Source organism: Photobacterium sp. DNB23_23_1 (genome assembly GCF_052873815.1).
This window is the reverse complement of the sequence record NZ_JBNNXT010000007.1, coordinates 63,162-77,924: the sequence shown is the minus strand read 5'-3', so window position 1 is coordinate 77,924 and position 14,763 is coordinate 63,162. Positions and strand designations below refer to the sequence as shown.

10 protein-coding genes are annotated in these 14,763 nt (G+C 50.4%); 9 read left to right on the top strand and 1 reads right to left on the bottom strand.

The genetic code is table 11. The features are described from left to right. Positions 1–37: 37 nt before the first annotated feature. The 9 genes from ribF to ACVA53_RS06630 all read left to right on the top strand — a co-directional run bounded on the left by ribF (position 38) and on the right by ACVA53_RS06630 (position 13,202). Complete coding sequence (ribF, locus tag ACVA53_RS06670; RefSeq protein WP_446504749.1) at positions 38–1,009, top strand: bifunctional riboflavin kinase/FAD synthetase; 972 nt, start codon at positions 38–40, stop codon at positions 1,007–1,009. Continuing rightward, a complete protein-coding gene (gene ileS / locus ACVA53_RS06665; protein ID WP_446504748.1) occupies positions 1,006–3,837 on the top strand; it encodes an isoleucine--tRNA ligase in 2,832 nt (943 codons plus the stop codon). Before ribF ends, ileS begins: the two co-directional genes overlap by 4 nt. Further along, positions 3,837–4,373 (top strand): signal peptidase II, encoded by a 537-nt coding sequence (gene lspA / locus ACVA53_RS06660; RefSeq protein WP_255041931.1) that lies wholly within the window; start codon positions 3,837–3,839, stop codon positions 4,371–4,373. Before ileS ends, lspA begins: the two co-directional genes overlap by 1 nt. Before the next feature lie 95 nt (positions 4,374–4,468). After that, complete coding sequence (gene fkpB, locus ACVA53_RS06655) at positions 4,469–4,903, top strand: FKBP-type peptidyl-prolyl cis-trans isomerase (protein WP_255041933.1); 435 nt, start codon at positions 4,469–4,471, stop codon at positions 4,901–4,903. A gap of 12 nt (positions 4,904–4,915) precedes the next feature. After that, a complete protein-coding gene (gene ispH, locus ACVA53_RS06650; protein WP_255041934.1) occupies positions 4,916–5,857 on the top strand; it encodes a 4-hydroxy-3-methylbut-2-enyl diphosphate reductase in 942 nt (313 codons plus the stop codon). Positions 5,858–5,989: 132 nt separating this feature from the next. Continuing rightward, positions 5,990–6,799, top strand: coding sequence for a 4-hydroxy-tetrahydrodipicolinate reductase (dapB, locus tag ACVA53_RS06645; RefSeq protein ID WP_446504747.1), 810 nt, complete (start codon positions 5,990–5,992; stop codon positions 6,797–6,799). A 621-nt stretch (positions 6,800–7,420) separates the two neighbouring features. Next, positions 7,421–8,560, top strand: coding sequence for a glutamine-hydrolyzing carbamoyl-phosphate synthase small subunit (gene carA / locus ACVA53_RS06640; RefSeq protein WP_446504746.1), 1,140 nt, complete (start codon positions 7,421–7,423; stop codon positions 8,558–8,560). A gap of 16 nt (positions 8,561–8,576) precedes the next feature. Next, positions 8,577–11,801 carry a carbamoyl-phosphate synthase large subunit gene (carB, locus tag ACVA53_RS06635; RefSeq protein WP_255041938.1) on the top strand — a complete coding sequence of 1,075 codons (3,225 nt, stop codon included), beginning with the start codon at positions 8,577–8,579 and terminating at the stop codon, positions 11,799–11,801. A 546-nt stretch (positions 11,802–12,347) separates the two neighbouring features. Then, positions 12,348–13,202 carry a magnesium transporter gene (locus ACVA53_RS06630; RefSeq protein ID WP_255041940.1) on the top strand — a complete coding sequence of 285 codons (855 nt, stop codon included), beginning with the start codon at positions 12,348–12,350 and terminating at the stop codon, positions 13,200–13,202. Between the two features lie 88 nt (positions 13,203–13,290). Here the strand turns inward: ACVA53_RS06630 and dacB are convergent, their stop codons facing one another. Then, positions 13,291–14,760 carry a serine-type D-Ala-D-Ala carboxypeptidase gene (gene dacB / locus ACVA53_RS06625; RefSeq protein ID WP_446504745.1) on the bottom strand — a complete coding sequence of 490 codons (1,470 nt, stop codon included), beginning with the start codon at positions 14,758–14,760 and terminating at the stop codon, positions 13,291–13,293. Positions 14,761–14,763 lie beyond the last annotated feature (3 nt).

The window sequence follows — 14,763 nt, the reverse complement described above, 5'->3', positions numbered from 1 at the left end:
CCGTCAGTTTTTCACTCTGCGAAAATGAACTTGACGCATGGAATTGATCCGAGGAATACATAATATCCAGCCAAGGCACCGCGGTTGCGTGCTAACGATTGGTAATTTTGATGGTGTTCACCTAGGTCACCAGGCAGTGCTTAGCAATGTCATGGCCAAGGCGAAGGAGCTGGGCTGTCCGGCGACAGTCATGAGCTTTGAACCCCAACCTCAGGAACTGTTTGCTGGTGATGACGCACCAGCTCGACTAACTCGCTTTCGCGACAAGTACTTACGCTTAAAAGCGCAAGGCTTGGCGCGTTTTCTGTGCGTGAATTTCAATCACCATTTTGCCAGTCTGTCGGCACAAGATTTTGTCCGCCGCTTGTTGGTTGAGCAATTGGGTGTTAAGTTTCTGGTAGTTGGTGACGATTTTCGTTTCGGCAAAGGTCGCAGCGGGAACTTCGCCATGTTGCAAGCGGCTGGTAAAGAATATGGCTTTACGGTTGTGAGTACTCAGAGTTTCTGTGTCTCCGAGCAGCGTGTCAGCAGTACCGCTATCCGTCAGGCTTTGGCCGACGATCAGCTTGAGCTGGCAGAGTCCATGCTAGGGCGCCCGTTCAGTATTAGCGGACGTGTCTCCCATGGTAGAAAATTAGGACGGACTATCGGGTTCCCGACAGCCAACGTCCCACTAAAACGCCGGGTCTCACCGGTTTCTGGCGTTTATGCCGTCGAAGTCCACGGCGTGGCCGAAACACCGCTTGCCGGGGTGGCCAATGTCGGTCGACGACCGACAGTAAATGGTGTGCGCCGCCAACTGGAAGTGCACCTATTTGATTTCCAATCTGATCTCTACGGGACCCAGATTGACGTCGTGTTATGCCATAAGCTGCGCGACGAGATAAAATTTGAATCATTTGATGCGTTGAAAGCACAAATCGAGCGTGATGCCCAGTCAGCACGGGTGTGGCTGACTGAGCGTAATAATGTCCAACTTCGCCCAAGTAACGGAATCGAGAATCAATGAGCGACTATAAAGATACCCTGAACCTGCCTGAAACAGGGTTTCCGATGCGAGGCAACCTAGCTCAGCGTGAGCCTGCAATGCTTAAGCGTTGGTACGATGAAGATCTTTACGGTGAAATTCGTAAAGCCAAGAAGGGTAAAAAATCCTTCGTACTGCACGATGGCCCTCCATATGCCAACGGTGATATTCACATTGGTCACGCGCTAAACAAGATTCTTAAAGACATTATTATTAAGTCAAAGACTCTGTCTGGCTTTGATGCGCCATACATTCCTGGTTGGGATTGTCACGGTCTTCCTATCGAACTGATGGTAGAGAAGAAAGTCGGCAAGCCGGGCCAGAAGGTAACGGCTGCGGAATTCCGTGAAAAGTGCCGTACTTATGCTGCCGGTCAGGTTGAAGGCCAGAAAGAAAGCTTTATGCGTCTGGGCGTACTGGGGGAGTGGGATAAGCCATACCGTACTATGGACTTTGGCACCGAAGCCAACATTATCCGCTCGCTAGGTAAAATTGCCGATCAGGGTCACCTGCTTAAAGGCTTCAAGCCCGTTCACTGGTGTACTGATTGTGGCTCTGCACTGGCAGAAGCGGAAGTAGAATACAAAGATAAAGTCTCGCCTTCTATCGATGTTCGCTTTAAAGCGGCTGATGAAGCAGCAACTGTTGCGAAATTCCAGTGTGCTGATGGCCATACCGGTGAAGGCGATATCTCTATCGTGATCTGGACCACGACACCTTGGACCTTGCCAGCAAACCGTGCTGTTGCGGTTCGTGACGATCTGGAATACGTACTTATTCAGGTTGAAGGTGAGAAGAAAGAGCGTCTGATCGTAGCGGCTGAGCTAGCGAAAGATGTCCTAGACCGTGCGGGAATCGAACACTTCCACAACCTAGGTTTCTGTAAAGGTGCTGATCTGGAGTTGATGCAATTCAACCACCCGTTCTACAGCTTTAACGTACCGGTGATCCTAGGCGATCACGTAACGACTGAATCTGGTACGGGTTGTGTACACACCGCACCAGGCCACGGCCAGGAAGACTTCGCGGTAGGCCAAAAATACGGCCTAGAAGTGGCGAACCCTGTTGGTAGCAACGGTGTTTACCTGCCAGATACCGAGCTATTTGCCGGTCAGCATGTATTCAAAGCGAATGATGCCGTTGTTGAAACCTTGAAAGAACACGGTGCGCTATTGCATCACCACGCTTACGAGCACAGCTACCCGCACTGCTGGCGCCACAAGACGCCAATCATCTTCCGTGCGACTCCTCAGTGGTTCATCTCGATGGATCAGGCTGGTCTGCGTGCGAAAGCGTTGGAAGAAATTAAAGCTGTAGAGTGGATGCCTGAATGGGGCCAGAGCCGTATCGAAGGTATGGTTGAAGGTCGTCCTGAGTGGTGTATCTCTCGCCAGCGTACTTGGGGTGTGCCAATTGCCCTGTTCGTTCACAAAGAAACGCAAGATCTACACCCGAACAGCGCAGAGCTGATCGAGAAAGTCGCGCAGCTTGTTGAGCAGAAAGGCATCCAAGCTTGGTGGGACCTTGATCTAGCAGACGTCATGAGCGAAGACGATGCGGTTAAGTACGAGAAAGTACTTGATACCTTGGACGTATGGTTCGACTCGGGTGTGACTCACTTCTCGGTCGTTGATAGCCGCGAAGAATACAACGGCAACAGTGCCGATCTATACCTTGAAGGTTCTGATCAGCACCGTGGTTGGTTCCAATCGTCCCTGATTTCGTCGGTAGCGATGAAAGGTGTCGCGCCATACAAACAAGTACTGACCCACGGCTTCGTGGTTGATGGCCAGGGCCGTAAGATGTCGAAATCTATCGGTAACGTTGTTGCGCCGAAAGATGTAACCAACAAGCTAGGTGCCGATATCCTGCGTCTGTGGGTTGCGTCAACGGACTACACCGGTGAAGTGGCTGTATCTGACGAGATCTTGAAGCGTTCAGCTGATGCTTACCGCCGTATCCGTAACACGTCACGTTTCTTCTTGGCGAACCTAAGCGGATTCAACCCAGAAACTGACCTGGTTGCCCCAGAAGAGATGGTCGCACTGGATCGCTGGGCTGTAGGCCGTGCAATGGCTGCGCAGGAAGAAATCATCAAAGCATATGATGAGTACAACCTGCATACTGTTACCCAGCGCCTGATGCAGTTCTGCTCGGTTGAAATGGGTTCTTTCTACCTGGATGTGATTAAAGATCGCCAGTACACAGCAAAACAAGGTGGCCATGCGCAGCGCAGCTGTCAGACCGCACTATACTACATCGTAGAAGCCTTGGTTCGCTGGATGGCGCCTATCATGTCGTTCACGGCCGATGAGATCTGGAACGAAATGCCAGGCCAGCGCGATAAATTCGTGTTTACCGGTGAGTGGTTCGAAGGACTATTCGGTCTCGCAGAAGGCGAAGCGCTGAACAACGAGTTCTGGGCTGAAATCCAGACCGTGCGCGGTGCGGTGAACAAACTGCTTGAAGGCGCACGTAAAGACAAAGTGATTGGTGGTGCACTGCAGGCTGAAATTACGCTGCACGCGTCGGAAGCATTGGCTGCCAAGCTGAACAAGCTGGAAGATGAACTGCGTTTTGTTCTGCTAACATCAAAAGCAGAAGTCGTTGTTGCTGACAGCAAGCCAGAAGGCGCACAAGAAACTGACGTTGACGGTCTGTTTGTGACTGTTGCAGCGTCTGAAGCGGCGAAGTGTGACCGTTGTTGGCACCACGTTGCCGATGTTGGCACTATCGAAGGCCACGAAGAAGTGTGTGGTCGCTGTGTCAGCAATGTCGAAGGTGAAGGTGAAGAGCGTAAGTTTGCCTAATGAGTAAGTTATCGTCTGAGAACAGACTATCGCTGAAACAATCTGGGGTTCGCTGGCTATGGCTGGCGGCTCTGGTCTTTGTTATTGATATCGCCAGCAAGTTGCTGGTGATGAATACAATGGAATACGGTTGGCCAAACCGTATTGAGCTGCTGCCATTCTTTAACTTGCTGTATGTGCATAATACAGGTGCGGCATTTAGCTTTCTGAGTGATGCTGGCGGTTGGCAGCGTTGGTTGTTCGCGGCGATAGCCCTCGGGGTTTGTGCCATGTTGATGTTCTGGATGCGAAAGCTTCCGGCAAGCCACAAGCTCGCGAATGTCTCCTATGCCCTGATCATTGGCGGCGCGTTGGGTAACCTGTTTGATCGCTTATACCATGGCTTTGTCGTCGACTTCTTGGACTTTTATGTGGGTACCTACCACTGGCCAGCCTTTAATATCGCTGATATGGGGATATGTATTGGTGCCGGATTGATCATCCTCGAAGGTTTTCTGTCTGACAAAGACAAAAAGAAGCAAACCGTCAAACACTAGCCTTGCCTGAGCTTATAACCCAAAGCGCCGCCCGTTGATACGGGCGGCGCTTTGTTGTTAAATGGGCGGATAAAATATTCTAGAAGGGATCCTACATGCCGGTTATTACGGAAAGCAGTGAAGTTCTTATGCATTTTGCCATCAAGCTAGAAGATGGTTCTGTGGCAGATTCAACCCAGTCGATGGGCAAACCGGCAAAATTTACCATGGGAGATGGCAGCCTGACCGATAATTTCGAAAAATGCTTGCTGGGGTTGGCTCTGGGGCAGAAAAGCAGCTTCGATCTTGCGCCTGAAGACGCGTTCGGCTTACCCAATCCTGATAATATCCACCATGTTGACCGTACCAAATTTGGTACTGATGCCCCTGCCGAAGTCGGCAACATTATCGCCTTTGCCGGACCTGATGGCAGTGATATCCCGGGCATTATTACGGAAGTTCTCGGTGATTCTGTGACCGTTGATTTCAACCACCCGCTAGCAGGGCAGCGTGTGACTTTCGACGTGGAAGTCGTTGCCATTGAAAACTAAGAGTCGTTAGCAATGAAAATCTTACTCGCGAACCCTCGGGGTTTTTGTGCCGGTGTTGACCGAGCCATCAGTATTGTTGAGCGTGCGCTGGATATGTACCAGCCGCCAATTTATGTTCGCCATGAAGTTGTCCATAACCGCTTTGTGGTTGAAGGCCTCAAGCAGCGCGGTGCCATTTTTGTCGAAAAGCTGCATGAAGTACCGGATGACAATATTGTCATTTTTTCTGCCCACGGGGTATCGCAGGCTGTGCGCAACGAAGCCAAGGCACGTCAGCTGACCGTGTTCGATGCGACTTGCCCGTTGGTAACCAAAGTCCATATGGAAGTCGCCCGTGCTAGCCGCCGCAGCATGGAAGTGGTACTGATTGGCCATGCTGGCCATCCAGAAGTGGAAGGCACCATGGGGCAGTATGCCAGTGAGACTGGCGGCATGTATCTGGTCGAGAAGCCAGAAGATGTCGAAGCGTTGAGTGTGAAAGATCCAAGTAATTTGCACTACGTGAGTCAAACGACCTTATCTGTTGATGAAACGGCTGATGTCATCACCAAGCTGCGCGAAGTGTTCCCTGAGATCCAGGGTCCACGTAAAGACGATATCTGTTATGCGACCCAGAACAGACAAGATGCAGTACGTGAAATGGCGACGGATGTCGATGTCATGATCGTGGTTGGTTCGAAGAACTCATCAAACTCCAATCGCTTGCGTGAGCTGGCCGAGAAACTTGGCACGCCGGGCTTTCTGACTGATTGTCCGGAAGATATCGATCAGGCATGGTTTGATGGCAAAGCGAAAATCGGTATTACTGCCGGGGCATCGGCGCCGGAAGAGCTGGTTAACCAGATTATCGCCCGGATCCAATCACTGACCGATGCTAGTGTAGAGGAATTGTCCGGCCGAGAAGAGAACATGTTCTTTGAAGTGCCGCGCGAGTTGCAGGTCAGGAACGTCTAAGCACAAGCCGCCGACAGTGTGCTTTTTGGATTTATTAGCCCCAGCCATTGCTGGGGCTTTTTTTATCGTTCTCAACAGGCTACATTGGGAGCCAGAGAGTAATACCAAACAGAACCAGGGAGATGAAACGCAATGGTTAGAATTGCGATTGCTGGCGCAGCAGGACGTATGGGCCGTCAGTTACTGAAAGCGACACATTTGTCCGAGCAGGCGGTATTGGGTGCAGCGACCGAGCGTCCCGAGTCAACACTGATTGGTGCGGATGCCGGTGAGTTAGCGGGCATTGGCCCGGTATCGGTGATTATCGTCGAGGACTTGGTCAAGGCCGCCGACGACTTTGATGTACTTATCGACTTCACAGCACCTGTCGCGACATTAGCGAACTTGGCCTTCTGCCAGCAGCACGGTAAGAAAATCGTTATCGGCACTACGGGTTTCAGCGATGAAGAGCGTGCCCAGATCGACAAGGCTGCGCAGTCGGTGCCTGTTGTGATGGCGCCAAACTACAGTGTCGGCGTCAACCTGGTGTTTAAGTTGCTGGAGAAAGCCGCCAAGGTGATGGGAGATTACTGCGATATCGAAGTGATCGAAGCTCACCACCGTCATAAAGTCGATGCACCGTCTGGTACGGCGATAGGTATGGGCGAGGCAATTGCAGGCGCTATGGGCAACAAGCTGAGCGATGTGGCCGTTTATGCTAGAGAAGGGATCACTGGTGAACGAAGCCGTGACGAAATTGGTTTTGCCACTATCCGTGCCGGCGATATTGTCGGCGAGCATACCGCGATGTTTGCTGATATTGGTGAACGGGTTGAAATAACCCACAAGGCGACTGATAGGATGACGTTTGCTAATGGTGCCGTCCGGGCAGCTGCCTGGCTCCACAGTAAACCTGCGGGTTTCTATACCATGCAGGACGTGCTAGGGCTCGATGAGCTGTAAATCTTCCAGAATAGACCGGCCAATTGGCCGGTTTTTTTTATTCCTTAGCGGGTGTGTTGCCGGTTAATGGCTGTGATGATGTAGAACAAGGAGTTGTGCAAACCATTCCCGAGGGAAATTTCTTACCGGTTCGGCACTGCCGTTATGCTTGATGAGTGCATATTCAGCCACTTTCTTCTCGTTCGTTTAGCGTCTTGGTTAGGGGGTAGAATGTAGACTGTATTTTCTTGTATTTGTGTCGTATTTTACCGTGTTTGTTCTAATTACTGGCCTTTGTGCTTAAAAAGCGGTGCAAAGTGTGCCTTTGGTGGCGGTTTGATGCTGTTTTTTTGTTTTTGTTTTTTTTGTGATTTAGGCAAACGATAAACTGGATCGGCGGTGAAAAAAAGACCGATCAATGCTGGGGTTTTCTTGTTCTTTTGCCAGCTTCTACTGGTTTTAGCTATGAGGTGGCTAAAAAATAATTATATTTTTCGTGATCTGTTGACAGATTCCGTCGCCATAACTAGAATGCGCGCAATTTGTCAAAATTCGGCTTGACTCGGGTTTTGACTTTGTATGGAATGGGTAATTGCAACTTTATCTGTTTTAACTGCATTTTTATATTTTTTGGAGGTTGTCTTGAGCAAATCAGCGCTGTTAGTCCTTGAAGATGGGACAGTGTTCCGCGGCGTGTCCATTGGGGCAGATGGTTCGGCCGTTGGTGAAGTTGTTTTTAACACCTCGATGACGGGGTATCAGGAAATTCTCACTGACCCTTCTTATTCTCAGCAGATTGTTACTCTTACTTATCCCCATATTGGAAATACCGGAACCAACTCCGAAGACGAAGAATCCTCCTCTATCCACGCCCAAGGCCTGGTAATTCGTGACCTCCCTCTTATCGCTTCCAACTTCCGTAATCAACAGACCCTTTCTGATTACCTGAAGTCCCAGAACATCGTTGGCATTGCCGATATCGATACCCGTAAGCTAACTCGCCTACTTCGCGAGAAAGGCGCACAAAACGGCTGTGTCGTTGCGGGTAACAACCTGGACGAAGCGCTGGCACTGGCAAAAGCGAAAGAGTTCCCAGGCCTGAAAGGCATGGACTTGGCTAAAGAGGTCACAACCTCTGAAGCATACCAGTGGAAGCAGGGATCTTGGACGCTGGAAGGCGGCCTGCCTGAGGCCAAAGATGACAGCGAACTGCCATACCACGTTGTGGCGTATGACTTTGGTGCCAAGCGCAATATCTTACGTATGCTGGTTGACCGTGGCTGTCGTTTGACAGTGGTTCCTGCACAAACTTCTGCAGAAGAAGTATTGGCCCTGAACCCAGATGGTGTATTCCTATCAAACGGCCCTGGTGACCCAGAGCCATGTACCTATGCGATTGAAGCAACCAAAGTGTTCCTAGATAAAGGTCTACCGGTATTCGGTATCTGTCTAGGCCACCAGATCCTGGCTCTGGCTTCTGGTGCACAAACAGTGAAAATGAAATTTGGCCACCATGGTGCCAACCACCCAGTTAAAGATCTTGACCGCGATGTTGTCATGATCACCTCACAGAACCACGGCTTTGCCGCTGATGAAGCAACGCTGCCTGACAACCTGCGAGCGACCCACAAGTCACTGTTTGACGGTTCGCTACAGGGTATCCATCGTACTGACAAGCCGGCATTTAGCTTCCAGGGCCACCCTGAAGCAAGCCCAGGCCCGCACGATGCAGCGCCACTATTTGATCACTTCATTGACCTAATTAAGCAGCACAGCGCCTAAGCCGGAGTAGTAAGCAATGCCAAAACGTACAGATATTCAAAGTGTTCTAATCCTAGGTGCTGGCCCGATCGTTATCGGTCAGGCCTGTGAGTTCGATTACTCAGGTGCTCAGGCGTGTAAAGCCCTACGTGAAGAAGGCTACCGAGTTATCCTGGTTAACTCGAACCCAGCTACTATCATGACTGACCCAGACATGGCCGATGCGACTTACATCGAGCCAATCCACTGGGAAGTGGTACGCAAGATCATTGAAAAAGAGCGTCCGGATGCCGTTCTTCCTACCATGGGTGGCCAGACGGCACTGAACTGTGCACTTGATCTTGAGAAACACGGCGTACTGGAAGAGTTCGGCGTGGAAATGATTGGTGCTACGGCTGACGCGATTGATAAAGCCGAAGATCGTTCTCGCTTCGATAAAGCGATGAAGTCGATTGGCCTTGAGTGTCCGCGTGCTGATACTGCGAAAACCATGGAAGAAGCTTACAAAGTTCTCGATATGGTTGGCTTCCCTTGTATCATCCGTCCATCGTTCACTATGGGGGGTACCGGTGGTGGTATCGCCTATAACAAAGAAGAGTTCGAAGAAATTTGTCGCCGTGGCTTGGATTTGTCACCGACGAACGAACTGCTTATCGATGAATCACTGATTGGCTGGAAAGAGTACGAGACAGAAGTTGTTCGTGACAAGAATGATAACTGTATCATTGTTTGTACGATTGAAAACTTCGATGCCATGGGGATCCACACCGGTGACTCCATCACCGTTGCCCCAGCACAAACACTGACAGACAAAGAATATCAGCTAATGCGTAATGCATCGCTAGCGGTATTGCGCGAAATCGGTGTTGAAACAGGTGGTTCGAACGTACAGTTTGGTATCAACCCGAAAGATGGCCGTATGGTTATCATCGAGATGAACCCGCGTGTATCTCGTTCTTCTGCATTGGCATCGAAAGCGACGGGCTTCCCGATTGCAAAAGTAGCCGCGAAACTGGCTATTGGCTTTACCCTAGACGAGCTGATGAACGACATCACTGGCGGCGCAACACCGGCTTCGTTCGAACCAACCATCGACTACGTTGTGACTAAGATCCCTCGTTTTAACTTCGAGAAGTTCGCGGGTGCGAACGACCGCCTGACGACTCAGATGAAGTCTGTTGGTGAAGTGATGGCGATTGGCCGTAACCAGCAAGAATCAATGCAAAAAGCGCTACGCGGCCTAGAAGTTGGCGCTAACGGCTTTGATGAAATGGTTGACCTAGACGCGCCAGACGCGCTAACAACCATTCGTCATGAACTAAAAGATGCGGGCTCTGAGCGTATTTGGTATATCGCCGATGCCTTCCGTGCTGGTATGTCAGTTGATGGCGTATTCAACCTAACCAATGTTGATCGTTGGTTCCTGGTACAAATCGAAGATATTGTAAAAGAAGAGCAAGCGGTTAAAGAGGGCGGTTTTGCTGGCCTGAATGCAGACGTACTGCGTAAGCTGAAGCGTAAAGGTTTTGCTGATGCGCGTTTGGCGAAACTGTTGGGTGTGGCTGAATCTGAAATCCGCAAACTGCGTGATAAGTTCGACATTCACCCAGTCTACAAGCGTGTTGATACCTGTGCTGCTGAATTCTCTTCGGACACGGCGTACATGTACTCATCTTACGATGAAGAGTGTGAATCACAGCCAACGGATAAAGATAAAATTATGGTATTGGGTGGTGGCCCGAACCGTATTGGTCAGGGTATCGAGTTCGATTACTGCTGTGTTCACGCTTCGCTTGCGCTGCGTGAAGACGGTTACGAAACCATCATGGTTAACTGTAACCCAGAGACAGTTTCGACTGACTACGACACATCTGACCGCCTGTACTTCGAACCGGTAACGTTGGAAGATGTACTTGCTATCGTCCGTGTCGAGAAGCCAAAAGGTGTTATCGTTCAGTACGGTGGTCAAACACCACTGAAACTGGCTCGTGCACTTGAAGCGGCAGGCGTGCCGATTATCGGTACCAGCCCTGATGCCATTGACCGTGCAGAAGACCGTGAGCGTTTCCAGGCTGCTGTTGAGCGTCTTGGCCTGCTACAGCCAGAAAATGCAACCGTAACGACTATGGAGCAGGCTGTTGAGAAATCAAAAGAAATTGGTTTCCCTCTGGTTGTACGTCCGTCATACGTCCTGGGTGGCCGTGCGATGGAAATCGTATACGACGAGCAAGACTTGCGCCGTTACTTCAATGAAGCGGTTAGCGTATCGAATGAATCGCCGGTTCTACTAGACCGTTTCCTTGATGATGCAATCGAAGTTGACGTTGATGCCATCTGCGACGGTGAACGTGTGGTTATCGGCGGTATCATGGAGCACATCGAGCAGGCAGGTGTTCACTCTGGTGACTCAGCATGTTCGCTACCAGCGTATACGCTAAGCCAAGACATCCAAGATGTAATGCGTCAGCAAGTTGAGAAGCTAGCGTTCGAATTGGGCGTACGTGGTCTAATGAACACCCAGTTCGCGGTGAAAGACAACGAAGTCTACCTGATTGAAGTTAACCCGCGTGCTGCGCGTACGGTACCATTCGTTTCGAAGGCTACAGGCGCACCGCTGGCGAAAATCGCTGCACGTGTAATGGCTGGTCAGTCTCTTGAGTCGCAGGGCTTTACCAAAGAGATCATCCCGCCGTACTACTCTGTAAAAGAAGTGGTACTGCCGTTCAACAAATTCCCGGGCGTTGACCCACTGCTTGGCCCTGAAATGCGCTCTACCGGTGAGGTTATGGGTGTTGGCGATACGTTTGCAGAAGCGTTTGCCAAAGCTGAGCTTGGCTGTGGTAAAGAGAAACAAGCGAAAGGACGTGCTCTATTGTCTGTTCGCGGTAACGACAAGCAACGTGTGGTTGACCTAGCTTCCAAGTTGGTTAAGCAAGGCTACGAGCTTGACGCAACGCATGGTACTGCGGTCGTTCTTGGTGAAGCCGGTATCAACCCTCGCTTGGTGAACAAAGTACATGAAGGTCGTCCTCATATTCTTGACCGTATCAAGAACAACGAGTACTCGTACATTGTGAATACTGCGGAAGGCCGCCAGGCGATTGAAGATTCGAAAGTTCTTCGTCGCGGTGCCTTGGCTGAGAAGGTGAACTACACCACGACGCTGAACGCTGCCTTTGCAACGTGTATGGCTTGGAGTGCTGATGACCGTAACAAGGTGACTTCAGTACAAGAGTTACATGCTCGCATCAAAAACGCGTAACCTCGGTTTTAGTTAGCGCGAATTAATGAACAAACGGCCTGCCATGCAGGCCGTTTTGTTATCTAAAAGAAGCGGAATTCACCTAACTGTCATGGTTTTGTATAACTGTGATGCCATTAATACTTTGTGTCATTTGTAATTGAAAATCCTTTTGCAACCCTCAACTGAAGCGCGTACAATTAGCCGCGTCGCATAAGCGATACTTATTTTTTTTTGGAGACTTAGATGAACGATACCGACCATCCCCCGAGTATGAAGGTGGAAAATCAAACCTGTTAACGGTGTCGGTCTCCAATGATTCCGAACTAGCCTCAGGTTCGGAATAGTCTGTTACTTCTCATCTTTAGATGACCCTTTTCAAACATACTTTTCCTCGGTTTTCCCAGCCATTATCTCAATATAGAATCTCGCCAATGTGTGGTGAATGACAGGCTTTTTGCTGTCTGTAGATCGTTTTTATATCTCTGCAGATAGGAACTAGCACATTCGCGCCGTGTTATGGTGGTTTCTGGTGGTCGTTACTGTTAGCTAATCGGGAGATTCGCCATGGCGGTAATGAACTATGCAGCTGATGCTGTGCTAGTAAACGAAAACTTGGCTGAGAACGATGTTCTGGCCGTACGCAACGCGTTTTTGAAATATGACATCGAAGAACAAGCCAAATTGCTGGTCAAGATGCCTATTTCAGAAGCGATTGCTATCTTGCATGAGATCCCACTTCGCCATGTACAGATCCTGTTGGATCTGCTTGATGATATGGATGAAGAAGTTTGTATGCGTCACTTGGCTAACGGCCTGGGCTTAATTTGTTCGGAAGCGGAGCCTGCAGGTCACTATCTGCAAAACAGTGTATTTAGCCACGTGCGTGAGCGTATTGGCTGGATTGTTGGCTTGGCGCTGCTGGGTATTGTATCGGGTCTTATCATCTCTCACTACGAAGATACCCTGAGCCAGTTGGTACTTCTGGCCGTGTACATGCCTGTTATTGCCGCTGCTGGTGGTAACACCGGCTCTCAGGCAGCAACCTTGGTTGTCAGAGCCTTAGCAATGGAAGAGATACGCTGCCGGGATTGGGTCAAGGTAATGTGGAAGGAATTCCGAGTTGCGCTGGTGATCGCCGGTGTTTTGGCCGCGGTTATCATGGGACGCGTGATGATGTTCAGCGATGGCTCGTCATTACCTATCGGTATGGAACTGATGGATATCTCGATGGCCATCGGGGTAGCCATTTCTTTGCAGGTTGTGCTGTCGACAACGGTAGGCGGTGTGCTGCCGATGATTGCCCGTGCAGCCAAGCTTGATCCTGCGGTACTGGTGAGCCCGGTATTGGCATCGGTAGTCGATATTACCGGTATGATCATTTACTTCAAGACGGTCAATGCATTCCTAGCGCTGGCCTAGTCCAAACTGCCTCAATATTTAGACCATAAAAAAGCGAGTGACGATGAGTCACTCGCTTTTTTGTTTAGCTTATCGACACACTTTAGTGTCAGTATTGCTTGTATAGGCTTTGGTATAACGTGCGCTCGAACGTTTCGATCGGCGGCGCAATAGCCGGTTGGCTTTCATCCCGCTCTGGTGGGAAGTAGTTACTCACCATTTGGACGAAAAGCAAGGTTTTACCTGATTCGGTTGTCAGCACCCCGGCGAGGTTATAAGTGCCGTACAATGAACCGCTCTTGGCGCGGATCTTTCCCTGCAATGGCTGGTGGCGGACACTCTGGCGGTAGCGTAGGGTGCCGCTTTGGCCACTGACTGGCATGGTGGAGAGCAGGTTTAGCTTATCGTTATGCTGATAAATGTAAGTGATCACTTCCATTATTTGGCTCGCTGTCATGCGGTTATTGCGTGACAGGCCTGAACCATCAACCAGTATTGTCTGCTCTAGGTCGATATGGGCTTTCTTCTTGATGATGGCCTTTATTGCTTTGCTGCCGTTGGCAAAACTGCCCGGCTGGCTGAAATACTTGGCACCTAGGGTTTTGGCGATGTTATCGGCATACAGGTTATCGGAACCCTTGATCATATGGTCGAGTAATTCGTTCAGCGGTGCTGATTTATGGGTCGCAATGACCTTGCCTTTGGCATCCGTCGTTTTGTCATCTCGCTTTATCTGACCTTCTAGCTTGATCCCGAGACGTTTTAATTCAGCCATGATCACTTGGCTGATATAGGCTTCGGTGTCTTGTACCGCGAAATTGAGCGGCAGCGGCTTGTCGCGCTTTACTAGGCAGCCGCTCAAGTGATAGTGGTTACTTCCTTTATCAACCAGTTCAAGGTCACAATGACTCGCTTTCTGCTCTTCCTTGGTTGTTACTCGCGCACTGGTCGTGACGGTCAGTGGCTGGTGGCTGGGAATATTAACCCTGGTGCCCTCTCCGATTTGACGATTGCTGTATAGTGCCCCCTGTACACAGTTGTGCTCAAGGCTCAGGCTGCTCGATGGCGCGCTATAGCACACCCCCAGTATATCCCACGGCCACCCCGGCGCTTGCTCATAGCCACTGAACTGGCTGCCGTTAAGCAGAAAGTCCCCTTTGATGGTGCTACCAGTATGGGCCTTGAGCTTGCCCAGTAATCCTGTGAGCTGCCTTCGTGATAAAGAGGGATCACCACTGAAGCGCAGCACGATATCATCCTCTTGCTGTTCTAGCTGGGTAGTAAAGCGGTAGTCCTTGCCGAGGTATAGCTGGGCAGCCAGTGCCGTGACCATTTTCTGGATACTGGCAGGAGGTTGAAACTGGTTTTCACGCTGCGCATAAATCATCTTGCCGGTATTGGCATCTGCAACGAGCAAGGCAGTATCGTTGCCGTAGGGTAGCGAGCGGAGATCGGGGTGAAATGTCGCAGGGGCCGTTGAGGCTGGCTCTGTATTGATATTAGTGGGTTGGGCGACTGCCATGGGGGAAAGCAGCGACAAGCTAGCTGTTATAAGTACAAGACGAAGTGGCAGTTGCATCTG